This window comes from Amycolatopsis sp. A1MSW2902, from assembly GCF_017312175.1.
GTDB classification, from domain to species: Bacteria; Actinomycetota; Actinomycetes; order Mycobacteriales; family Pseudonocardiaceae; genus Amycolatopsis; species Amycolatopsis nivea.
In genome coordinates this window covers 3,240,876-3,264,322 of record NZ_QJPO01000001.1, presented here as the reverse complement: position 1 = coordinate 3,264,322, position 23,447 = coordinate 3,240,876, and the positions used below count along the sequence as shown (strand labels likewise).

The 23,447-nt window shown below is 69.7% G+C and carries 19 protein-coding genes; 14 read left to right on the top strand and 5 right to left on the bottom strand.

Translation table 11 applies throughout. The features are described 5' to 3' along the window. Nucleotides 1-69 precede the first annotated feature (69 nt). From DMP23_RS14910 to DMP23_RS14895, 4 genes are read left to right on the top strand one after another with little or no spacing between them, the layout of a single operon-like run. A complete protein-coding gene (locus DMP23_RS14910) occupies nucleotides 70-2,118 on the top strand; it encodes an acetate--CoA ligase family protein (RefSeq protein ID WP_337821378.1) in 2,049 nt (682 codons plus the stop codon). Further along, a complete protein-coding gene (locus DMP23_RS14905; RefSeq protein WP_337821377.1) occupies nucleotides 2,111-3,430 on the top strand; it encodes an alkyl sulfatase dimerization domain-containing protein in 1,320 nt (439 codons plus the stop codon). The genes DMP23_RS14910 and DMP23_RS14905 overlap by 8 nt, the downstream gene beginning before the upstream one ends. Nucleotides 3,431-3,483: 53 nt before the next feature. Beyond that, nucleotides 3,484-4,806 carry an MFS transporter gene (locus tag DMP23_RS14900; protein ID WP_337821376.1) on the top strand — a complete coding sequence of 441 codons (1,323 nt, stop codon included), beginning with the start codon at nucleotides 3,484-3,486 and terminating at the stop codon, nucleotides 4,804-4,806. Beyond that, on the top strand, nucleotides 4,806-5,987 hold the full coding sequence (locus DMP23_RS14895; RefSeq protein WP_337821375.1) for an alkyl sulfatase dimerization domain-containing protein: 1,182 nt from the start codon (nucleotides 4,806-4,808) through the stop codon (nucleotides 5,985-5,987). Before DMP23_RS14900 ends, DMP23_RS14895 begins: the two co-directional genes overlap by 1 nt. Before the next feature lie 511 nt (nucleotides 5,988-6,498). Here DMP23_RS14895 and DMP23_RS14890 read toward each other — a convergent pair. Continuing rightward, nucleotides 6,499-7,776, bottom strand: a complete 1,278-nt coding sequence (locus tag DMP23_RS14890; RefSeq protein ID WP_337821374.1) for a threonine/serine exporter family protein — start codon at nucleotides 7,774-7,776, stop codon at nucleotides 6,499-6,501. Between the two features lie 210 nt (nucleotides 7,777-7,986). Here DMP23_RS14890 and DMP23_RS14885 point away from each other — a divergent pair, with 210 nt between their 5' ends. Together DMP23_RS14885 and DMP23_RS14880 are read left to right on the top strand one after the other, a co-directional pair. Continuing rightward, nucleotides 7,987-10,098, top strand: coding sequence for a hypothetical protein (locus tag DMP23_RS14885; RefSeq protein WP_337821373.1), 2,112 nt, complete (start codon nucleotides 7,987-7,989; stop codon nucleotides 10,096-10,098). Nucleotides 10,099-10,123: 25 nt separating this feature from the next. Then, a complete protein-coding gene (locus DMP23_RS14880) occupies nucleotides 10,124-11,755 on the top strand; it encodes an ABC transporter substrate-binding protein (RefSeq protein WP_037811541.1) in 1,632 nt (543 codons plus the stop codon). On the opposite strand, the gene DMP23_RS14875 is transcribed toward DMP23_RS14880, so the two are convergent. Further along, entirely contained in the window at nucleotides 11,724-12,992 is a 1,269-nt protein-coding gene (locus DMP23_RS14875; protein ID WP_337821372.1) for an NADH:flavin oxidoreductase/NADH oxidase family protein, read from the bottom strand. The genes DMP23_RS14880 and DMP23_RS14875 overlap by 32 nt on opposite strands. 63 nt (nucleotides 12,993-13,055) lie before the next feature. Here DMP23_RS14875 and DMP23_RS14870 point away from each other — a divergent pair, with 63 nt between their 5' ends. From DMP23_RS14870 to DMP23_RS14860, 3 genes are all read left to right on the top strand, one after another. Beyond that, nucleotides 13,056-13,637, top strand: a complete 582-nt coding sequence (locus DMP23_RS14870; protein WP_037811537.1) for a TetR/AcrR family transcriptional regulator — start codon at nucleotides 13,056-13,058, stop codon at nucleotides 13,635-13,637. Between the two features lie 80 nt (nucleotides 13,638-13,717). Continuing rightward, nucleotides 13,718-14,662, top strand: a complete 945-nt coding sequence (locus tag DMP23_RS14865; protein ID WP_337821371.1) for an acetoacetate decarboxylase family protein — start codon at nucleotides 13,718-13,720, stop codon at nucleotides 14,660-14,662. Then, entirely contained in the window at nucleotides 14,659-15,363 is a 705-nt protein-coding gene (locus DMP23_RS14860; protein ID WP_337821370.1) for a type 1 glutamine amidotransferase domain-containing protein, read from the top strand. Before DMP23_RS14865 ends, DMP23_RS14860 begins: the two co-directional genes overlap by 4 nt. Nucleotides 15,364-15,374: 11 nt before the next feature. Here the strand turns inward: DMP23_RS14860 and cysC are convergent, their stop codons facing one another. Continuing rightward, nucleotides 15,375-17,237, bottom strand: a complete 1,863-nt coding sequence (gene cysC / locus DMP23_RS14855; protein ID WP_337821369.1) for an adenylyl-sulfate kinase — start codon at nucleotides 17,235-17,237, stop codon at nucleotides 15,375-15,377. Beyond that, the gene (gene cysD / locus DMP23_RS14850; RefSeq protein WP_134727395.1) at nucleotides 17,237-18,154 is read right to left on the bottom strand and encodes a sulfate adenylyltransferase subunit CysD; all 918 of its coding nucleotides are present in this window, start codon (nucleotides 18,152-18,154) and stop codon (nucleotides 17,237-17,239) included. Before cysD ends, cysC begins: the two co-directional genes overlap by 1 nt. Before the next feature lie 82 nt (nucleotides 18,155-18,236). On the opposite strand from cysD, the gene DMP23_RS14845 reads away from it, so the two are divergent. Then, nucleotides 18,237-18,710, top strand: coding sequence for a nuclear transport factor 2 family protein (locus DMP23_RS14845; RefSeq protein WP_336157803.1), 474 nt, complete (start codon nucleotides 18,237-18,239; stop codon nucleotides 18,708-18,710). Here DMP23_RS14845 and DMP23_RS14840 read toward each other — a convergent pair. Further along, on the bottom strand, nucleotides 18,698-19,588 hold the full coding sequence (locus DMP23_RS14840) for a helix-turn-helix domain-containing protein (protein WP_337821368.1): 891 nt from the start codon (nucleotides 19,586-19,588) through the stop codon (nucleotides 18,698-18,700). The genes DMP23_RS14845 and DMP23_RS14840 overlap by 13 nt on opposite strands. An 85-nt stretch (nucleotides 19,589-19,673) precedes the next feature. Between DMP23_RS14840 and DMP23_RS14835 the strand changes: the two genes are divergently transcribed. The 4 genes from DMP23_RS14835 (at nucleotide 19,674) to DMP23_RS14820 (ending at nucleotide 23,443) form a co-directional block, all read left to right on the top strand. Continuing rightward, nucleotides 19,674-20,843, top strand: a complete 1,170-nt coding sequence (locus DMP23_RS14835; RefSeq protein WP_337821367.1) for a hypothetical protein — start codon at nucleotides 19,674-19,676, stop codon at nucleotides 20,841-20,843. 3 nt (nucleotides 20,844-20,846) lie between these two features. Continuing rightward, entirely contained in the window at nucleotides 20,847-21,626 is a 780-nt protein-coding gene (locus DMP23_RS14830) for an SDR family oxidoreductase (RefSeq protein WP_337821366.1), read from the top strand. Between the two features lie 10 nt (nucleotides 21,627-21,636). Next, on the top strand, nucleotides 21,637-22,797 hold the full coding sequence (locus DMP23_RS14825) for a sulfotransferase family protein (protein ID WP_337821365.1): 1,161 nt from the start codon (nucleotides 21,637-21,639) through the stop codon (nucleotides 22,795-22,797). 94 nt (nucleotides 22,798-22,891) lie between these two features. Then, on the top strand, nucleotides 22,892-23,443 hold the full coding sequence (locus tag DMP23_RS14820) for a hypothetical protein (protein WP_275292037.1): 552 nt from the start codon (nucleotides 22,892-22,894) through the stop codon (nucleotides 23,441-23,443). The last annotated feature ends 4 nt before the right edge of the window (nucleotides 23,444-23,447 follow it).

Here is a 23,447-nt window from a genome sequence, read left to right as displayed (position 1 = left end):
GTAGCCGAAAACCTGGGCAATGTGCGCTACCAGCTGGAGAGGCCAGCGGCGACAGTTGGGGTTGTGTCCATGACCGCGATCACAGGAGGTCCCGCACCGATGCGCTGCGAGCCGCTGTTCCGCCCGAAATCGGTCGCCGTGGTCGGCGTTTCCGCGACCACCGCGCTCTCCTGGGGACGGATCGCGCTGGACCGGCTGCTGCGCGGCGGCTACGGCGGCGAGGTCTTCGCGGTCTCCCGCGGCCCGGTCGACCTGCCCGGCGTCCGCACGGTCGGCTCGCTCGCCGAGATCGGCTACGGCCCCGACCTCGTGGTCCTCGCGACCCCGGCGGAAACGGTTCCCGCGCTGGTCAGGGAGGCGCGCGAACTCGGCTCCGGGGCGGTCATCGTGTTCGCGTCCGGTTTCGCCGAGGGCGGCAACACCGCGCTCGAAGACGAACTGCGCGAAGCCGCCGGAGACCTGCCGGTGCTCGGCCCGAACTGCCTCGGTGTGGTGAGCCACCCGGTCGGTGTGCAGCTGTCGACGACGGTTTTCCTCGACCGCGAGCGCGTGCCGCCGGGTCCGATCGCGATCGTCACGCAGAGCGGCGCGATGGGGTTCGTGCTCGCTGACCTGCTCGAACAGGCCGGGATCGGCTACTCCTACTACGCGAGCGTCGGGAACGAAGCCTGCCTGTCCAGCCACGAAATCGGCAGCGATCTGCTCGACCAGCCGGACGTCGAGGTGCTCGTGCTCTACCTCGAAGGCGTGCGTGACGCGGATGGTCTCCGCGCGCTCGGCCGTCAGGCGCGAGCGGCGGGCAAGACCGTGGTCGCGCTCGCGGTGGGCAGCAGCGCCGCCGGACGACAGGCCGCGCTGTCGCACACCGCGGCCGTCGCCGGTGATCACTTCTTGCTCGCTTCGCTGTGCCGTCAGGAAGGCATCCACCTGGTCACCGACGACGACCAGCTCGTGGACGCGGTGCTCTGCGCCCGCAAAGGCACGACGCTTCCTCCGGCACCAAGGCTCGCCGTGCTCACCATGTCCGGCGGCGCGGGCGGCATCCTCGCCGACAACCTGACCGTGCTGGGAGTGCGGATTCCGCCGCTTTCCAGTGCGACGCGCGCGAAACTCGCGGAGGTCGGCGGCGTCGAGGCCGCCGACGAGAACCCCGTCGACCTCGGCGGCAACATCGACCGCTGGCTCGACCGGGTCGGCGATCTGCTCGGCGCGCTCGACGAAGACCCGGAACTGGACGGCGTGGTGCTCTATCTGACGTTCGGCGACCGGTTCCGCGAGGCCTACCACCGGCTGGCCGCGGCCGCCGCTGCGATGCGGACGCCGACGTGGTTCGTCTGGGCCTGTGCGCCGCCCGGCGAGCTGGCGAACGTCGGACGGCCGGACACCGTGCTGCCCAGCATCGGCGCTCTCGTGCGTCGCCTTCGGGTGCTGGTGGCCGACCGGGTCCCCGAGCCCGCGAGCCACACCGCGGCCGATGACCGTCCAGTGTGGACTGAACTGCGCGCGATTCCACTGTTGGCGGACGCTGGCATCCTGCATGTGGACACCGTCGCCGGGGTCGATCTTGCCGCCAAGATAAGACAAAACGGCTGGCCGGGGCCGTATGTGGTCAAGGGCGACGCCGCCGACGTGCCGCACCGGGCCCGGGCCGGACTCGTCCGCGTCGGCGTCACGGCGGCTGAACTGCCCGCGGTGCTGGACACCCTCCAAGCGCGGCTGGACGAGGTCTCCACCGACCCGGACCGCACCCTCGTCGTGCAACCCCTGCTGCCGCACACCGCCGAGCTCGCCCTCGGGGCGACGCGAGACCCGTTGTACGGCACCGCAATCGTCCTCGGCGCGGGCGGCGACCGTGCCGAAGACTCCACCGCACCCCGGCGCGCGCTGCTGCTCCCGGCTACCCCAGAGCAGCGGACGGAACTGGCCGCGTGGGCCGGCGACGTCCTCGCCGCACCGGTCCCCGCCGTCGCCGCCGCGATCGACGGGCTCGTCCGCATCCTCGGCGACCATCCGGAATTCGCCGAAGCCGACCTCAACCCGCTCTGTGTCACCGGCGACGACCTGGTCGCCGTCGACGCGCTGTTCACCGAGAACGCTCAGGAGGCATCCCGTGACTGACCTGCTCGACTATGCCGACAAGGTCTGGCGAGGCGAGGCCGACACTCGCGTCTACCACACCGGCACTCTGCGCAAGGACGGTCTGCACGAGCTGGCCGAGGGCGTCTGGATGTGGCCGGCGTTCGGCAACGTCTTCCTCTTCCCCACTGCCGACGGCCTGTTCTGCTTCGACACCGGCGAACGCCGCACCGCGAAGGACCTGTTCGGCGCGACCCGGGCCCGCACCGACGCGCCGCTGCACACCGCCGTCTACTCGCACGGGCACATCGACCACGTCTTCGGCGTCGGCCCGTTCGACCTCGAAGCCGAGGAGCGCGGCTGGCGTCGCCCGTCCGTGCTGGCCCACGAGAACACGCCGCCGCGCTTCGAGCGGTACGAACGCACCCGCGGCTACAACACGGTGATCAACCAGCGGCAGTTCCAGTCGCCCGGATTCCGCTGGCCGGACCGGTACCGGCACCCCGACGTCACCTACCGCGACACCACGACCCTCCGGATCGGCGACCTGGACGTCCAGCTGAAACACGGCTGCGGCGAGACGGACGACGCGACGATCGCGTGGCTGCCCGACCGGAAAATCCTGTGCTGCGGCGACTTCTTCATCTGGTCCTCCCCCAACCCGGGCAACCCGCAGAAGGTCCAGCGCTACGCCGCCGAGTGGGCGCGGGCGCTGCGCTGGATGGCGGGGCTGGGCGCGGAACTGCTGCTGCCCGGGCACGGCGTGCCGATCGTGGGCGCCGACCGGATCCGGACCGCGCTGTCCGACACCGCCGAGTTCCTCGAGACTCTGCACGACCAGACCGTGGACGCGATGAACGCGGGAGCCACGCTCGACGAGGTCGTGCACGGCGTCACCGCGCCCGCCGAACTGCTGGCCAAGCCGTATCTCAAACCGTCCTACGACGAGCCGGAGTTCGTCGTCCGCAACGTCTGGCGGCTCTACGGCGGCTGGTACGACGGCAACCCGGCCAACCTCAAACCCGCGCGCCGCGCCGACCTGTCCCGCGAACTCGCCGACCTGTCCGGCGGCTCCGACCGGCTGGCCGCGCGGGCGCGGGAACTGCTCGCCGCCGGCGAACACCGGCTGGCCGGGCACTTCGCCCAGCTCGCCGTGGACGCGGCCCCGGACGACGAAACCGCGCACACCGCCCGCGCGGAAGTGTTCACCGCACTGGAAAAAGCTGCGACCTCGACGATGGCCAAGGGCGTCTACGCCTGGGCCGCCGCCGAATCCCAAGCCGTGCTCGACGGAACCGACCGCGCCGAACAACTGCGCGCCCGCACCGCGGGCCGCACCCGCTGGGCCTTCTGACCCGCCTTCCGCACCACCCCGTCCGACAACGACGTTGAAATGGGGACCCCACGATGAACGCTCCCGCTCTCCCCGCCGAAACCGCCGCCGGCGGGCGCACCCGCGGCACCAGCGCCCGCGGCTGGGTCGTCACCGGGCTGCTGCTGGTGTTCATGCTGATCAACTTCGCGGACAAGGCCGTGCTCGGCCTCGCCGCGAAACCGCTGATGCACGATCTCGGCCTGTCGCCCGAGGCGTACGGCCTGATCAGCAGCGGGTTCTACTTCCTGTTCAGCATTTCCGCGATCGTGGTCGGCTTCGTGTCGAATCGCGTGCCGACCAAGTGGATCCTGCTGGTGCTGGGCGTCGTCTGGGCGCTGACGCAGGCCCCGATGCTCGGCACCGTCGGATTCGGCGCAGTGCTGGTCAGCCGGATCGTTCTGGGCGCGGCCGAAGGCCCGGCGAATCCGCTGGCCATGCACGCGGCGTACAAGTGGTTCCCCAACGAGAAACGCGGCCTGCCGAGCGCGTTGCTGAACGCCGGTTCCGGCATCGGCGTGGCGCTCGCGTCGCCGCTGCTGACCGCGCTGATCGTCGGCTACGGCTGGCGGTGGGCGTTCTTCGCGCTGCTCGTCGTCGGCCTCCTGTGGTCGGTGCTGTGGGCGATCTTCGGGCGGGAGGGCAAGGTCGCCGGAACCGCGTCGGTGCACGCGAACGCGGCCAAGTCCGAAGCGGACGAACCGCGTGTGCCGTACCGGCGGATCCTGCTGAACGGCACCTGGCTCGGCGGCTTCCTGGCCGGATTCGCCGCGTACTGGGCGCTGGCCGTGCTGGTCGCGTGGGTGCCGCATTACCTGGAAACGGCGTTGCACTACAGCACGGTGACCACCGGGACCCTGGTCGCGCTGCCGTGGATCGCCTCGGTCGTGTTCAACCTCGCCCAGGGCGCGCTGAGCGACCGGCTGATGCGGCGCGGCGTGTCGAGCCGGGTGGCGCGCGGCGTGCTCGGCGGGATCGCGGTGCTGATCTCCGGGCTCGCGATGCTGCTGTTCCCGCACACCGGCGGCTGGTTCCAGATCGCGCTGCTGACCATCGCCTTCAGCCTGGGCGGGGTCGTGTTCGCGCTCGGCGTCACGATGAACGCCGAGATCAGCCCGACCCGCCAGCGCGGTGCGGTGCTGTCCATCACCGTCGGCCTGGTCACCACCGCCGGACTGCTCGCCCCGTACCTCACCGGGCGGCTGATCCAGGCCGCCTCGTCGCCGGTCAGCGGCTTCACGCTCGCCTTCACGATCAGCGGCCTGCTGTCCATTGTGGGCGGCCTGCTAGCCGTCTTCTTCGTCAACCCCGACCGCACCGCGCGGCGGCTCGGGCTCCGCACCGAGGTGGTTCGCTGATGCCTTTCCAGGACACCAAAAACCCGCTCTACGGCAGCGGCCAGGTCACCGAGGTCGCGCCCGGCGTGCGCTCGATCGGCTTGCAGGGCAACAGCCTGGCGGTGGAAACCGCGTCGGGCCTCGTCGTGGTCGACACCGGACCGTCCCCGGACCTTGTCGCGCCGGTGCTGGACGAGCTGCGCGAACCGGTGCGGTGGATCGTCTACAGCCATGGGCATCTCGGCTACAACTACGGCGTGCCCGGGTTCTTCGATTACGCGGCCGCGCACGGCAAACGCCGCCCGACCGTCGTGGCGCACGAGAACGTCGTCCGGCGTTACCAGCGGTATCTCGAGACGGCCGGGTTGCAGAACCACATCAACACCCGGCAGTTCCGCCGTCCGATGGACGACCTGTCGGCTCCCCCGCCGCTCACCTTCCCCGACCAGACCTACCGGGAAGCGCTGACGCTGACCCCGGACGTCCGGCTGTTGTGGGCGCCCTCCGAAACCGATGACGTGACCGCGGTGTGGCTGCCTTCCCAGCGGGTTCTGTACGGCAGTGCGGCGGTGATCAACGGCATCCCCAACATCGGGACGCCCATGCGGACCATGCGCGACACCGTCCGCTGGGCCGACACCCTGGACCGGCTCGCCGCGCTGAACCCGGCGATCCTGGTGCCGGAATTCGGCCCGGTGGTGCGCGAAGACCCGGTGCGGCAGCTCACCATGACCGCCGCCGCGCTCCGATGGCTGCGCAGCGCGGTGGTGGACGAGCTCAACCGGGGCCGGAGGGTGGACGACATCGTGCACGATCTCCGGTACCCGGCCGAGTTGTTCGACGTGCCGTGGATGCGCGAGCACTACGGGCATCGGGATTACATCGTCCGCGATATCGTCCGCTCGGAAACCGGGTGGTGGGACGGAAATCCGACGACCCTGCACCCGTCCCGCCCGGACGTCGCGGCCGCTGCCCGCGCGGAGGCGATCACGGACAAGCAGGCGGTGCTCGACCAGGCCGAGCGGCTGCGCGGTGACGGGCGGGTGCAGGAAGCGTTGCATGTCATCGATTTGCTGGCGCTCGCGCCTGGCGATGATCCGCTGGTGAAACAGGCGCGGGCGATGAAGGACGAACTGTGCACCGTGCGGGCCGAGGAAGCCAGCAGTTACGTCTCGCGGAGTTTCTACCGCAGCGGCTGGTGATGCCGCGGCGACAGTTGGCGTCCGGCCAGCGCCGAGGGGATCACGGGCACGCACGCGGTGCTCGACCACGCCGAACGGCTGCCCGGTGACGGACGCGCGCCCGGCGACGATCCACTGGTGAAGCAGGCTCGGGCGATGAAGGAGGACTCGCGGAGCTTCTACCGCAGCGGATGGTGATGCCGCAGCGACAGTTGGCGACCGGCCAGCGCCGAGGGGATCACGGGCAAGCACGCGGTACTCGACCACGCCGAACGGCTGCGCGGCGACGGACGCGCACCCGGCGACGATCCACTGATGAGGCAGGCTCGGGCGATGAAGGAGGAACTGTGCGCGGTGCGGGCGGAGGAAGCCAGCAGTTACGTGTCGCGGAGTTTTTACCGCAGCGGCTGGTGATGCCCCGGCGACAGTTGGCGACCGGCCAGCGCCGACCTTCGGAAGCACAGACCGCAGCAACCGAGGCAAGCGTGGTCGAGACAACCACGGCAGAAACCTCCACACTTTTCGGCTCCGGCTAAGCAAGAGGAGCCCCCGGCACGGCGGCCTCAGGTCGGCGCAAGGCCGCAAGCTGCAACCCGAGCACAACGCCGACCCCGATCGCTGCGGTGGACACAATCGCCTCCGCTACCGCGTCCCAGGCACCAGGGACCCGTGCGAATACCTGCGACAGGCTCAAATACAGCGCGGGCCCCGGCAGCACCGCACCCGTCAAACCCGGGATCGTGACCACCGCGGTCGGCACCTTCAGCGTCCGCGAAGCCACTCCCGCCAGCACGCCCAGCACCGTCGTGGCAAGGAAAATCGACACCGGAGCCGACAGGCCGAGCGCCGACCGGCCTGTCCAGTTGGCCAGTGACGTCACGATCCCGGCCCCGCAGGCGAGCAGCCACCAGCGCGCGGGCGTGCCCATCAGGATCGCGTTGCCCAGTGCACCCACCAGGGCCGTCACCGGGACCAGGGCCAGCGGCAGCGCGGCGAGTTGCACCCGGCTGGCCGCGCCGAGGATGTCGAGGTCGTTCGCCACCGACACCACGACCATCACGCCGGTCGCGATCGCCCCGGTGAGCAGCAGGACCGTCACGATCCGGGCGGCCGCCATCAGGTGGAAGTCACCGACCGCGTCCTCGACCAGCGACACCAGCGACAGGATCGGCAGCAGCAGCACCAGGTTCGCCGCCGAAAGGCTCGCCGCCTCGTGCCCGGTGAGCACTCCGAGCGACAGCAAGGAGATCGCGACGACCAGCACCGTGCTGGCTTTGGCCGCGACCTGGAAGAACTCCGCGATGCCGACCGTGCTCAACACCCAACCCACCCGGTTGGCGAGAACGAACAACCCGGCCGACACCGCCGCGGCGAGCACGGTTCCGTTCGCCTGAAGGCAAATCATCGCGGCGAGCAGGCAGCCGCCGAGCAAACTCACGTACCACGGCCAAGTCGGCCCCGCTTGAGCGAGGATTCCGGCGTCGCGCTCGGCTTCGGCAGGCGAAATCGTACCTGCCGCAGCCCGGACGGCGAGCGCCTCCAAATCTCCCATCCGGCCGATGTCGCGCGCGTCGTTCGCCTGCACGCTCCCGAACAGCACCAGCGGTTCTTCCCCGCCGCCGCAGTATTGGAGGTGAATTGCCCGTACTCCCACCGAAATCCGCAGATCCTCGACGCCGCCCGCCGCGGCCAGCCCGCGGACCGTGCGCACGACGACGGCGGTTTCGATGCCCTGCCGGAACATCTGCATCGCCACCTCGAGAGCGAAGCTCAGCACCCGTCGCGCCCGTTCGCGCTCGTCCACTGCCATGGCCCGCACTTTAAGCAGCCGCCCCGACAAGAAAGCGCCCGCGAACGCGCCGAACGGGACCCTTCGCCCGATCGTGGCGGATCCTGACTTCCGCTTAGCAGAAGACCCCCGGACAGCCGCTTGCGCGAGCGACCTCGAGGGCCACACTTTGGAGTGAACCGCCGCGAAACCTGTGACACGGCCCACATCTGAACCGATACACCTTCTGCCGTGCCTCGTACCGCATCGCGCGCCGAACGGCAGGACCTGGGGGAACCGCACGTGCTGACCGCCGCAGAACTCTTTGTCCGGCAAGCCTTCCGGCGACCAGCGGCAGGAACGGCCGTGCCGGAGCCGGTCGTCGCGCTGCTCGGGCCGAAGGGTTCGGGCAAGAGCACCGCGCTGAAAACGATCTCCGGTGCCTGCGGCGGCACGCTCGTCCACGCCCGGCTCGATTTCCAGGACGCCCAGGTCGCCGATCCGATCTCCGCCGCGGCGTACGTGTCCTTCCTACTCGCCCGGCACTGGGACAACCTGCCGCGCGACCCGGCCTTCCACCGCGTCGGGCTTTCCCTGCTGGCACTGAACGAAACCCTGCCGCAGGACCGGGACGCGGCCCGGGCGCACGTCCTCCAGCTCGTCGGGAGCTACCTGCACCAGGACGACGAGCATCCGGTCGCGGACCTGGCCGGCGAGGCGGTCCGGTTCGCGCTGTCGCTGTCCGGGATCGGCGCGCAGGTGCCGGGACCCGCCGTCCAGCAAGCGGTCAGCAGCGGAATCGGCGCGCTGCTGCGGCTCGCGAACCGGCGGCGGCGAAGCGTGCGGCAGGCGCTGAAATGGTTCAGCGGCTTGCTGGAGGGAGCCAGCACGATCGACTCGCTGATCGACCTGAGCCAGCGCAGTTCGGACCCGGTCCCACACGTGCTGAACGCGTTCCTGACCGATTTGTCGCGCAGTGCCGATCAATGGACGACGCCGGTGCGCCGGTGCGAATGCCTGGCCCCGCACAGACAGGACGTCCCGCACGAGCACGCCTGGGCGCTGCTGATCGACAACGTCGATGCCACCCCCGCCGGCCGCGAATTCCTCTCCGCGTTCGTACGAGCACGGCAGAATCGGTTGCCCGAACGCGATCCGCTGCTGATCGTGGCGGCGATGGACCGGTGGTCGTCCGCCTGGGGGCACTGGTGGCGGGAACCGTGGCGGACGAAGGCGGACTGCCCGGACAAGCGGCCGATTCCCCTGCTGTCCCAGGCCGATTTCAAGCAGTGGACCCATCATCTCGCCGCCACTGCCGACCGGGGCGACTCCCCGACCCGCGCGTGGTATCCCGTGTGGCTGGACCCGCCCGGTCCCGAGGTGCTGCGCAAGCTCGCCCCGACCCCGCCGGACGGCTGGGAACCGGCCCTCTTCGACGAGTTCGTCCAACGGCTCTCCGGCGGCCTGCCCGCCGCCGCGCAGGAGATCGGCCGCCGCGCCGGCGAACTTCCGGACGACGCCGCCCCGCCCGCCCGGTCGCTGCTGTTCCAGCCGCACAACGGAATCGCGCTGTGGGAACGCGCGCTGACCTCTTTCCTGCCGCGGTCGCTGCTGGCGGACTCGCTGCCGGCCGTCGTTCCGCAGGCGGTCGCGGTGGGGGTGCGGCTCGGCCAGCCGGGACAGTCGGCTCTGCTGGATCCGGCCGCCTTTCCCGACGCGAACGACATCCTGCGCGCACTGCGGGAAAACCTGTGGGTCAGCACCTTCGCCGCCCGGCCCTCGCGGCTGTGGCCGATCGCCGTCCCGGGTCGGGAACACCCGGCGGCCCTGCACCCGTGGCTGCTCGCCTGCCTGCTGGCCGGTCTGCACGCGCAGAGCGCCGCCGACCGCCATCCGGTAGCCATGACGTGGGCCGAGGTGTTCCGGCGGATGGCGAACACCTGCGCCGAACCGACCGGCGAGGCCGAGGACCAGGCCCGGCGGCTGTATTACGCCCTTGCCTGCGACAACTTCGCGGCCGTCGTCGACGAATTGGTCACCGAATTCGCCAAGAGCGGCCACCCCGATTGGGTCCGGCTGGTCGACCAGATCACGCGGGCGCCGTGCCGCCTGGCCGCGGTCGAGCCGACCGACGACAGCGTCGCGAAGCTCGTGCCGGACGGGCAGCCGGGACGGGAGTCCGCCGAGGCCGCGATCACCAGCATCGTCGCGCGGCTCTGGCTCTACCACGACCCGCACACCGTTCCCAGCCCGGCGCACGACCAGCGGATCTCCAAGAACTTCTCCAGATTGGCCGGCAATTACGCGGCCCGTGACGACACCGACGCGCTGACCGACGCCGCCGCGCAATTCGGCGGCCGGTGAAAGCCTCTTTCCCGACAGGAGCGTGATGGACCGCATTCGCAAGCTGCTGCGCTGGTTCACCTACCGATTCCCGCGGCTGGCCTACTGGGTGCTGCGGCGTCCGGTGCTGGCGACCAGTTTCGCCACGCTGACGGTGGTCGTCCTCGTCGCCGCGGGCCTGCTCGTCCCGCCGTTGTTCGCGCGGTGCGGGGAAGGCATGACCGCGGACGCGAACGACGCGTGCGTCGGCATCAACCTGGACAGCGCGCAGTTCCGGCAGAACGAGCCGGAGCACATGCGGGAGCTGGAAGCCGCGGTCCGGGCCAACAACGCGGCGATCACGGACAATTACGTGTCCGTGGTGCTGTTCCAGGACATGTCGCCGAACGAGGGCGTCGACACCCGGCTCTATCCCGATCTGTACCCGGACATCGAGGGCGCGATCGCCGGGGCGTGGCGGGCCAACCACACCGCCGCGTTCCAGGGCAGCGTGCCGAAGGTGAAGCTGTTCCTGGCGAACATGGGCAGCCAGTACGCGAGCTGGTCCGAGGCCGTCGACAAGATTTCCGAGCACGCGGCGGGCAACCACGTGGTCTCGGTGATCGGGCTCGGCCAGAGCATGGACAACACCCGCGCGGCGGCCGCGAAACTGACCGCGCAGGCGCATCTGCCGGTGATCGGCGCGACCGTCACCGGGGACACCATGAACCTCACCCCCGAGGGCAAGCTCAACACCGGGTTCTTCCGCACCTCGCCCACCAACACGCATTCCGTGGCAGCCGCCGCCCGGTTCATCGCGAGCATCGAGCCGGATCCGTCGCGGGTCGCGATCGTGCAGGACAACATCCCCGGCGACGACTACACCCAGACCCTCGGCTCGCGGGCGGTGAAGGAAATGCCCGCCGCGCACCGGTTCCCGTTCACCTCGCCGGGCGCGCTGCCGCACGACGTCTCCCGCGCCGACCCGCTGCTCACCCAGTTCGCGTACCTGAACCAAAATCTCTGCTCAGTCGCGCCGACGGTCGTCTACTTCACCGGCCGCGGCACCGACCTCGGGCCGTTCGTGCAGTCCTGGACGCAGGGGAACACGCCGTGCGCCAACGGAAAACTGACCGTCGTCACCGGCGACGACGGCGGCTCCGCGATCAACGAGGCCAGCCTCCGCGACGCCGTCCGCGGCGGCCACGTCCGCGTGCTGTTCACCTCGCTCGCCAGCCCGGACGAATGGGGTCCGTGCAACGGCAGCGCCGAACAGGCCGCCTACAACACTTTCCAGTCGGTCTTCACCGGCAAACCCGGCGTGTGCAACGGCCAGACCGTCCGCGCGGACGACGGCGCCGCCCCGCTGACGTTCTCCGTCGCCGACCTGGGCAGCGGCGAAGGCATCCTCGCCCACGACGCCATGATGGTCGCCGTCATGGCCGCCCGCCGAGCCGCGAACGGCAACGCCGACACTGTGGTGCGCACGCCGCTGTCCCAAATCGGCCTCATCGAGGAGATGCGCTGTCAGAACGCCGTCCAGGGTGCGAGCGGGACCATCCAGTTCAGCCCCGATCAGGCGCAGTACGGCAACCCGGTGGAGAAGCCGTTCCCGGTCGTCGAGATCAGGGCCGACGGATCCACCACGACAGTGTGGAACAAGGCGGTCACGACTGCGGTGCCGAAAACGTCCTGCTGACGCCTCGGCCGTCGAGCCAGCCGCGGTAGCGACGCAACGCGCGTTGCTGCAGGACGGTCTCTTTCGCCAGCGCCAGCCTGGGATTCGTCCGCAACCGCGGCGTACGGCCCGCCCCGACCCGCCGTAGCTGGCGGCGCACCCGCGCCATCCCCGCGGCCGAAGCCAGCGCTTTGTCCTTGATCGCCGCCGGTGCCAGCTCCACCGCGGCATCCTCCCCGTGGAGCCACTTCTTCGGCAGGTCGGGATCCACCGCCAGCGCCGTCCCCATCCCGGCCAGGTCGATGCCCCCGGCCAGCACCTGCTCGGCGACCGGCCGCCGGACGATGCCGCCGGTCAGCATCAACGGCAGCGGGCTCGTCCGGGCGAGTTCTTCGGCCAGAGTCAGGAAGTACGCCTCTCGCGCCACCGTGCGTTCGTCGGCGGAACGACCCGACATCGCCGGGCTTTCGTAGCTGCCGCCGGACAACTCGACCACGTCGACCCCGAGCGGAGCCAGCATCTCGATCACCCGGCTCGCATCCGCGGCGTCGAACCCGCCGCGCTGGAAGTCCGCCGAGTTCAGTTTCACCGCGACCGCGAACGCCGGGGAGACCACGTCGCGCACGGCTCGCACGATGTCGAGCAGCAGCCGCGCCCGGTTCTCCAGGCTGCCGCCCCACTCGTCGGTCCGCCGGTTGACCAGCGGCGACAGGAACTGTGACAGCAGGTATCCGTGCGCGGCGTGGATCTCGACCCCGTCGAACCCGGCCTCCTCGGCACGACGCGCGGTCTCGGCGAACCTCGCCACTGTCTGTCCGATCTGGACTGCCGTCATCTCGGTCGGCTGCGCGAGCCGCTTGCTCTGCTTGCCGAGGTTCACCTTGACCGCCGACGGACCCCACGCGACGCCGGGCATGTTCGCCATCACCTGGCGTCCGGGGTGGTTGATCTGCATCCACACCCGCGCACCGCCGCTCTTGGCCGCGTCCGCCCACGCGCGGAACGGCTCCAGCGGCGACTGGTCGTCCAGGACGATGCCGGCCGGCCCGGTCATCGCTTCGGCGTGCACCATCACGTTGCCGGTGATGATCAGTCCGGCGCCGCCTTCGCTCCAGCGCCGGTAGAGGCGGCGGATGCGCTCGTCGGGCAACTGCCCGGGGCCGGCCATGTTCTCCTCCATGGCCGCTTTGACGATCCGGTTGGCGAGCGCGGGCCCGTGGGCGGGCGCGAATGGCGTGAACAGCGGCGAGGTCGTCATGATTCCTTCGCTCCATGCGGTATGTTTGCAGTGCTCACATAAGAGTAGGAGGCGATGTAAGCAGTGTCAACTTCGACGAAGGACGGCTACCATCACGGCGATCTGCGGGCAGCCCTGCTGACGACCGCGATGGGGATGCTCGAGCAGGGCGAGCAGTTCTCCCTGCGGGCGGTCGCCCGGAAAGCGGGCGTCTCCCCGACCGCCCCGTACCGGCATTTCGCCGATCGCGACGCCCTGGAATCAGCGCTGGCCGCCCAGGGTCTGCGCGACCTCGATGCCGACCTGAACCAAGCCGACACCACGCCGAAAACGGTCGCCGAGCTGGCCGAACTGGGCGTCGCGTACGTCGACTTCGCCCTCCGCCGCCCAGCGCTGTTCCGGCTCATGTTCGGCAACGCCTGCGACGACACGAACGACGATCGCGTCACCGCGGCAGCCGCGGTGCACGAGACGCTCGCCCGCGCCGTCGCGAACGTGTTCCCCGACGCCGACCTGGCCAGCATCACCGTCGGCGGATGGGGATTGGTGCACGGACTGGCCTGCCTGCACCTCGACGGCAAGCTCGCCAGCACCTCCGCCGACGACGTCGCGAACCAGGTCCGAGCGTCCTTCACCGCAGTCTTCGCCGCCCGGCCGGGGGACTGACGACTCCCGGTGTTGACAGTGCTCACATCGCAGCCTACCTTGATGTAAGCACTGCACACATGACGTGAGGGAGCACCCCGATGGCACCGTCCAGCCAGGACAGCCCGGCGAGGACCGGAACAGTGGAGGTCGACCTCGGCGGCCGCCGCGTCGCCGTTCCCGAGAGCGGGCTGTTCGACCGCTACCGGATGGACACCGACCTCGACGAGGTGGCCCGCGACCCGCGCGTCAGCGGCGTCGAGTTCTTCCGCGGCCTGCCCAAGACGAAGGTCGAATCGCCGATCGGCCCGACGCTGACGCCGAACTTCTACTACCGGATGTCCTCGGCCCGGCTGACCATGCTCGCCCGGTCCCGCGCGATCCGCGCGCGGCTGCCAAGGGAGCTGGCGCCGCTGGAGGTCGCGCCCGGCCTCGGCCTGGTGTCGGTGATGTTCTTCCGCTACGACGTGTGCGACATCGACTTCTACACCGAGGCCGCCGTCGGCGTCGCGGTCCAGCCCGCGCGGCACGGGAAGCTCGGGTTCGTGGACCTGGTCGCCGCGCTCAAGAACGACCACCTCGACACTTACGTCCTGTCGCTGCCGGTCAACACCGCCATCGCGCAGGTCCGCGGCCACGACGGCTACGGCTTCCCCAAGTGGGTCACCGAACTGGACGTCGACATCGACGCGAGCCGCACCACCGCGCGGGTCGCCAACGACTCCGGCGAACTCGACCTGGCGCTGTCGGCCGCCACTCCCGCGCAGACCAGGCACCCCAGCGGCGAACGCGTTTCGACGCTCACCTCGTACACCACCATCAACGGCGCCTGGCACTCGACGCTGAGCCAGACCAACGCGCTGTCGTCCGGCAGCACGTCCTTCCCGCGCGACGTCGACCTCAAGCTCGGCCGCGGCCGGATGAGCGACGACCTGCGCTCGCTCAAGCCGACCCGCCCGGTCCGCCTGGACGTGCTCGCCGAAGGCCAGCTCGCCCTGCACCTGCCGGTCCCGTATTCGGTTCCCCAGCAAGGAGTTTCGCGATGACCAAGGTTCTGCAGGTGCTCTCCGCCGCCCGCGTCTGGACGCTGAAGGACGGCACCGAGCACCCCACCGGGTTCTGGGCCGAGGAATTCGTCGTCCCCTACACGCTGTTCACCGACGAAGGCTGGGACGTCACCGTCGCCACGCCCGGCGGCAAACAGCCCGTGGTCGACCAGCTCAGCCTCGGCGTCAAAGGCGGCGTGCTCCCGCACACCGCCAAGAAACTGCGCGCCGAACTCGACCGCCTCTCCCCCGTCCTGGAACACCCCGCCGATCTGTCCAAACTGGACCCGGACGACTTCGACGTCGTCTTCTACTCCGGCGGCCACGGCCCGATGGAAGACCTCGCCGTCGACCCGGTTTCCGGTGCTCTGCTGACCAAACGGCTCTCCTCGAACCGGCCGCTCGCCCTGCTCTGCCACGCCCCCGCAGCCGCGCTGGCCGCGAAGAACCCCGACGGCAGCTGGCCCTTCGCGGGCTACCGGATGACCGGCCTGTCCAACATCGAAGAACGCGTCAACCCCTTCGCGTGGAAAGCCAAATGGCTGCTGGAAGACCGCCTCAAAGAAGCAGGCGCCGATTACACCGCAGGCCTGCCGCTCAAGTCCCACGTCATCGTCGACCGCAACCTCTACACCGGCCAGAACCCCGGATCCTCAGCCGCGCTCGCACGCAGCATCATCCAAGACGTCTCCGCCGCCTAGCGCGAACGACGTCACGCCTTACGCTCATCGGCTGACAGCTCCAGGGCGTCGAGAACCAGCGCAGCCATCGCGGCCGGGTCGCCGTTTTCCGGGCGCAGCACCAGATCCGGGGACGCGGGGCGTTCGTACGGTGCGTCCACTCCGGTGAACCCGGTGATTTCACCCGCGCGCGCCTTCGCGTACATGCCCTTCGGATCGCGGTCCTCGCACACTTCGAGCGGAGTGTCGACGAAGACCTCCAAGAACGGCAGACCGGCGGTTTCGTGCACGGTTCGCGCGAGTTCGCGGTCCGCCTGGTACGGGCTGATCAACGACACCACCGCCACCACCCCGGCGTCGGCGAACAGCTTCGCGACCTCCGCGACGCGGCGGATGTTCTCGGCTCGTTGCGCCGGGGCGAAGCCGAGGTCGCCGTTGAGCCCGTGCCGGAGGTTGTCGCCGTCGAGCAGGTACGCGGGGCGGCCCGAGGCGACCAGCCTGCGCTCCAGTTCCACGGCCACGCTCGACTTGCCCGAGGCCGACAGCCCGGTGAGCCAGACTGTCCGGCCGCGGGTCGCACGTTCGTCGCGCGAGACCGCCGCGGGATGCCAGACCACGTTCGGCGCGGTCGCGCTCGGGCCGGTGATCATGCCCGCGCCGACGGTGTCGCCCGAGTGTTCGTCGACCAGCAGGAATCCGCCGGTCGGCCGGTTGCGGGCGTAGGGGTCGAACAGCAGCGGCTGCCGGGTCCGCAGCCGGATCCGGCCGATTTCGTTGAGCGACAACGACTCCGCCGTCTCGTCGCGGTGCAGCGTGGTGACGTCCAGCCGGTAGTCGAGCGCCTGGACCTCGGCCTTGGTCTCGCGCGTGGTGTGCCGGACGAGGTAGTTCGCGCCCGGAGCAAGCGAGGCCTGGTCGGAGAACCAGCACACCATGGCGTCGACGTCCTGGCCCACGTGCGGACGGTTGCCCGGACGGCAGATCAGGTCGCCGCGGCTGAGGTCCAGTTCGTCGGCGAGCTCGATGGTCACCGCCAGCGACGCGAACGCCTCGGGGACCTCGACCCCGCCGGGTCCCCAGATCGCGCGCACGGTCGTGGTGAATCCGGACGGCAGCACGGTCACTTCGTCGCCGGGCTTGAAGACGCCGCCCGCCACCGTCCCGGCGTAGCCGCGGAAATCCCGGCTGTGCTCGCGAATCACGTACTGCACCGGAAAACGCGCGTCGACCAGGTTCCGGTCGGAAGCGACGTGCACCTGTTCCAGGTGGTGCAGCAGTGAAGTGCCTTCGTACCAAGGCATGCTCGCGCCCCGGTGCACCACGTTGTCGCCGTGCAGCGCGGACATCGGCACGAACGTCAGATCCGGGGTCTGCAACTTCATCGCGAACCGGCGGAAGTCCTCGCGGATTTCCTCGAACCGTTCCTGCGACCAGTCGACCAGGTCCATTTTGTTCACGCACACCACCAGGTGCCGGATGCCCAGCAGACTGGCGAGGAACGCGTGCCGGCGCGACTGTTCGAGCACGCCCTTGCGCGCGTCGACCAGGATCAGCGCGACGTCCGAAGTGGACGCTCCGGTGACCATGTTCCGGGTGTACTGCACGTGTCCCGGGGTGTCGGCGATGATGAACTTCCGCTTGGGCGTGGCGAAATACCGGTGCGCGACGTCGATAGTGATGCCCTGTTCGCGTTCCGCGCGCAGGCCGTCGGTGAGCAGGGCGAGGTCCGGGTACGCGTCGCCGCGGTCCCGGCTGGTGCGCTCGATCGCTTCGAGCTGGTCGCTGAACACCGTCTTCGAATCGAACAGCAGCCGGCCGATCAGGGTCGATTTGCCGTCGTCCACGCTGCCCGCGGTGGCGAGCCGCACCGTCGTGACCCGGTCCCCGGCGCTCATCAGAAGTAGCCTTCCTTTTTGCGGTCTTCCATTCCGGCCTCGGAAATCCGGTCGTCGGCCCGGGTCGCGCCGCGTTCGGTCACCCGCGTCGCGGCGACCTCGGCCACCACTTCCGCCGGTGACGAAGCGGTCGATTCGACGCACCCGGTGCAGGTCGCGTCGCCGATCGTGCGGAAGCGAACCGTTGCCGGATAAGAAACTTCGCCCTCGGCGACGGTGAGGAACCGGGTGTCGGCGAGCAGCATCCCGTCGCGCTGGACCACCGACCGGCGGTGCGCGTAGTACAGCGACGGCAGGGTCACGTCTTCGGCTTCGACGTACTGCCAGATGTCCAGCTCGGTCCAGTTCGACAGCGGGAATACCCGGATGTGCTCACCCTTGCGATGCCTGCCGTTGTAGAGATTCCACAATTCCGGACGCTGCCGCCGGGGATCCCATTGCCCGAACTCGTCGCGGAAGCTGAACACGCGTTCCTTGGCCCGGGCTTTCTCCTCGTCGCGGCGCGCGCCGCCGAACACCGCGTCGAAGGCGTTTTCGCGGATGCCCCGCAGCAATGTCGCTGTCTGGAGCCGATTCCGGCCCGCCTTCGGATCCTCGACGCTGCGACCCGCGTCGATGTCGTCCTGGACGCTCGCGACCAGCAGCCGCAATCCGTAGCGCTCAACGGTTTCGTCGCGGAACCGGATCACCTCGTCGAAATTGTGCCCGGTGTCGACGTGCATGACTGGGAACGGCAACGGCGCGGGCCAGAACGATTTCGCCGCGACGTGCAGCATCACCATCGAGTCTTTCCCGCCGGAGAACAGCAGCACCGGCCATTCGAAGGTGGCCGCGACCTCGCGGAAGACGTGCACGGCTTCGGCTTCGAGCGCACCGAGGTGGCTCAGCTCGTAAGCCGGGGGTGCCTGGGACGCCATCGGATCCGCCCTTCCGAGGTTCGAGGACAGAAAAGTAGAACAGGTTCTTGCACTCGGTCAAGCGGCGGAGGACCCTGAGCGCATGGACCTGGCCGCACTCGAAGACATCCGCCGCGTGAAATTCCGCTACCTCCGGTGCCTCGACCTGAAGCGCTGGGACGAGATGGCGGAGACGCTCACCGCCGACGCGCGCGTGCACTACGGCACGCCCTCCTACGGCGAACCGCTGAAGTTCGACACCCGCGACGCGCTGATGGAGTTCCTGCGCACCACAGTCGGCCCCGGCATCACGACGATGCACTTCGCCGGCCACCCGGAAATCGAGATCGACGGCGACACCGCGACCGGGCGGTGGCTGTTCCAGGACAAGGTGATCGTCGCCGAGCACCGGGTGGTGATCGAGGGCGCCGCGTACTACGAGGACACCTACCGGCGCGAGGACGGCGTCTGGCGGATCAACAGCACGGGGTACGAGCGGCTGTACGAAACGCTGGTCTCGATGAAGGACCAGCCGGGCTGGAAGCTGACGGCGAACATGTGGGGTCAGCCCGCCTGATCAGGACGGACGCCGCCCGCCTCGGCGGTCACCGCGTCCGCGACCGCGGCCAGCGCCGCACCCCGCCGCGCGATTTCCGCACCGGTGATCGGCTCCCCGACCGACAACGTCAGCACCAGCTCCTGCCGCCCCGCCGCGTCGAAGGTCGGGGCGGCGAGCAGGCTCACCGCGTGCTTCTTCCGCGGCTCCAGGTCCGCGCCGAGGTACACCCGCTCCCCCAGGCTCGACACCAGCTCGCCGACCAGTCCGCGCACCTCGGGCGGCAGATCCCCGGCCGCCACCCCGGCCATCAGCGTGTAGAGCCGACGGCCCGCCGACGTCAGGCTTTCCACCAGATACCCGTGTTCCCGGCACTCCGCGACCACGCGCCGCAGGTACGCCTCGTCCAGCCGGACCGGCACCGCGGGCGGCGTCGCGAGCCACGCGTCGAAGGCGGAATCGGCGTCCCACAGCACGTACATCAGCCCGACCGGCGGCGCGAACGGATACGTCTCGCCGAGCCGCACTTTGCCCGGCCCGGCGCTCTGCAGCATCAGGATGCGCCCGTCGACCACCGCCGACGCGGTGCACGTCGCCTCGTACCGGACACTGAGTTCTTCCAGATGCGTGCGGGCGATTTCGCTGGCGCCGAAGCCTTCTCCCGCCGCGCGTCCGGCCGCGATCATCGCCGGTCCCAGGCGATACGTCGTGGTCCTCGGGTCACGGACCACGTAACCGCTCGCGGTCAGCTCGGTCAGGATGCCGAGGCAGGTCGGCTTGCTCAGGTCCAGTTCGCGGGCCAGCGCGGACAGCCCGAAGCGCTGGCCCGGCCGGGCCGCGAAATAGTCCAGCAGCCGCACGACCCGCTGCGTCGGCGGCGAGCGCCGGGTAACCGCCATTGACCCGTCCTTAGAACGCGTTCTAGTCTCAACCGACTGTGAACGTACCACTCCGGTACAGATCTGGACCAGTGAGGAGTCTCCGGTGCTGACCGAACCGCTCGCCGGCGCGATCGCCGAAGCCGAAAAGATCATCGCCGAGGCGCCGCACGTCCGGACCGAACAGGACCTGGTCGAGGGGTACGACTACCTCGCGGGCAGCATCCGGGCCTCGGTCCAGACCGCGTGGGCCTACGACCGGGACTTCCCGTACTTCACCCTCTCCACCGGCCCGTACACGAAAATGGGCCTGGACAACCCGGACACCCTGTACTTCAACGAGAACATCCGCGAGGACCGCGAGTACGTCGTCACCGGCACCCGCGGCACCACCGCCGACCTCAGCTTCCAGGTCCTCAACGGGGACTACACGCCGGTCGAGGTGCCCGACAGCGTGACCGCGTTCGACGACCGCGAGATCCCCATCGCCGCCGACGGTTCCTTCGAGATCCGCTTCGGCCCGGCGAAACCCGACCCGGAGCCCGGCTATTTCGTTCTCGGCCCCGGGTCGTCGATGCTCGTCGTCCGCGAGGTCTACAGCGACTGGGCGACCGAACGCCGCGGCACGATCCAGCTCCGCTGCGCCGATACCACCGGCCAGGCGCCGGCCACGCTGACCCGCACCGCGATGGAGAAACGGTATGGCGTCACCGGAAAGATCCTGCTCAGCCGGATCAAGACGTTCCTCGCCTTCCCCAAGTGGTTCTACCTGAACCTGCCGGTGAACACGATGACCGAACCGCGCAGCACGCCCGGCGGCCTGCCCACGCAGTACTCCTCGGCCGGGCATTACGAACTCGCCGACGACGAGGTCATGATCGTCACCGTGCCCCGTTCGGACGCGCCGTACCAGGGCATTCAGCTCGGCAGCACCTGGTATGTCTCGCTGGACTACCTGAACCACCAGACCAGCCTCACCGCCGACCAGGCCCGCGTCGACCCGGACGGCAAGATGCGGTTCGTGATCAGCGAACGCGATCCCGGCGTCGCCAATTGGCTCGAACGCACCGGGCACGACCGCGGCTACGTCCAGATCCGCTGGCAGCGGCTTTCCCGGGAACTGACCGCCGAAGACGGTCCGGAGGTCGAGGTCGTGAAGTTCGGCGAACTCGCCGACCGGCTGCCGTACCACAAGGAGGCTCGCGTGACCCCCGAGGAATGGGCGGAGCGGATCGCCGCGCGACAGGCCGCGGTCGCGGCCAGGATGCTGGGCTGACCCATGGACCTTTTGACCGGCAAAGTCGTTCTCGTGTCCGGAATCGGCCCCGGGCTGGGCCGCTCCATCGCCCTGCGTTCCGCCGCCGCCGGGGCTGACGTCGTGCTCGCCGCCCGCACCGAATCCCGGCTCGCCGAGGTCGCCGCCGAAGTCGAAGCACTCGGCCGCCGCGCCGTCCAGGTGCCAACCGACATCACCGACGACGCCTCGGCGACCAAGCTCGTCGAAACCGCGCTGAACGAGTTCGGGCGGCTGGACACCTTGGTGAACAACGCTTTCGCGATCCCGCCGATCACCGACCTCGCCGAAGTCGACCTCGACGCGGTCCGCGCCGGATTCGAGACCAACGTGCTCGCCGCGCTTCGGCTGACGCGGCTCTGCACCGCCGCGCTCGCCGAAAGCGCCGGTTCGGTCGTGATGATCAACTCGGCCGTGCTGCGGCATTCCCGCCGCACTTTCGGCGCGTACAAAATGGCCAAGGCGAGTCTGCTCGCGCTCGCGCAGAGCCTCGCGTCGGAACTCGGCCCGCAAGGGATCCGGGTCAATTCCGTCGCACCGGGCTACATCTGGGCGGATTCGCTCAAGTGGTATTTCGCTTACCTGGCCAAGGAACGCGGCGTGCCCGCGGAGCAGGTGTACGCGGAGACAGCGGAGACGATCGATCTGCGCCGCCTCCCGGAACCGGACGAGATCGCCGACACCGTCGTGTTCCTCGCGTCCGCGCTCGCCCGCTGCGTCACCGGGCAATGCCTCGACGTCAACGCCGGCGAATACCATCACTGAGGGGAAGAGCATGCGTCCAGGACGAGACAGCGTCGGCACGGTCGAAGACCTCCACGCGTCCGCCACGAAACTCACCGGCCTCGACGATTTCGGCGGCGACGACCACCTCGAAGGCCTCCGCGTGCTGCTCGATTCCTATGCCACTGAGGCGGATTTGACCCCGTACGGCAACAAAGTCCACCGTGCTTTCCTGCGCGGCGCGCTGGTCGCGAGGCTGCTGAGCGAAGCCTCGTGGAAACAGCATCCGCAGTACGCCGACGTGCCGATCGAGCGGCCGATCTTCGTCACCGGCCTGCCGCGCACCGGGACCACTGCCTTGCACCGGCTGCTGACCGAAGACCCGGCGCACCAGGGCCTCGAGGTGTGGCTGACCGAAATGCCGCAGCCGCGCCCGCCGCGCGAGACGTGGCCGGACAACCCGGTCTTCCAAGCGATCCAGGCCGGATACGAACAGCACCACGTCGAGCATCCGGAGTTCATGGGGCTGCACCACATGTCGGCCGACCAGGTCGAGGAATGCTGGCAGCTGCTGCGGCAGTCGCTGAAATCCGTCTCGTACGAATGCCTCGCCCACGTGCCCGGCTACTCGCGCTGGCTCGACGGACAGGACTGGACCGACGCCTATCGCAGGCACCGGCGCAACCTCCAGCTCATCGGCCTGCCCGACGCCGGCCGCCGCTGGGTGCTCAAGAACCCGAGCCACCTGTTCGCCCTCGACGCGCTGCTGGAGGTCTACCCGGACGCGCTGATCGTGCAGACTCACCGCGCGCCCAGCACCATCATCGCCTCGGTCTGCAGCCTCACCGAACAGGCGTCGGAGGGCTGGTCGGACACCTTCCGCGGCGAGGTCGTCGGACGCAGCCAGCTCGACCTGTGGGCCCGGGGCGCGGAACAGTTCGCCGCCGCCCGCGCCCGGCACGATCCCGCGCAGTTCTGCGACGTCCGGTACGAGGACTTCGTCGCCGACCCGATCGGCACCGTCGAGGGCGTCTACCAGCACTTCGGCCTGAATCTCGCCCCGCAAGCGCGCGAAGCGATGACCGCGCTGCACGAGCGGAGCCGCACCGGGGACGCGAAACCGAGGCACCGCTACGACCTCGCCGACTTCGGCCTGACCGCCGGGGAGGTCGACGAGCGGTTCGCCGGATACCGTCCCGCGCACCGAAGTTGAAGCCGTTTCGAGACCGGGATGTTCGGCGAACCGGCCGCGCCGGACGGGGCCGCGCCCTAGGATCTGCCCGACGTTCCTCGAGCGGAGAGCAGGCATGACGACCTTCACCAACACTGTGCTCCAGATCCTCCCGCAGGCGTTGCTGCTGATCGTGGGGCTGTTCGGCCTGATCCTCTCGATCAACCGGCGCTCGCGCGGCGGCTCCGGGCTGATGGTGGCCGCGTTCGCGGTCATGCTCGTCACCACGGCGCTGGACATCGCCTGGCGGATCATGCTGGCGAACGTCGCGTCGTGGATGGCGTCGGACCACCTGAGCACCTCCGAGATGACGACGATCTTCACGATCGTGGGCCTCACGCTCAGCGTGCTCGAAGTGCTGTCGTGGCTGCTGGTCGTGCTCGGCGTCGCGAAGGGCGGCCGCGCGCCGCAGCCCGGTTTCGCGCCGGGCGGGTATCCGACGGGCGGACAGCCCGGGTATCCGCAGACCGGGTACGGGTATCCGCAGGCCGGATACGCGCAGCCGGGCTATCCCGCGCAGCCCCAGCCTGGATATCCCCAGCAGGACCCCGGTCAGCAGTCCGGCTACTCCCAGCCGCTGCCGCCGCAGTCCAACCCGGGCGAGGGACCGCAGCAGCCGCCGAACTGACGCC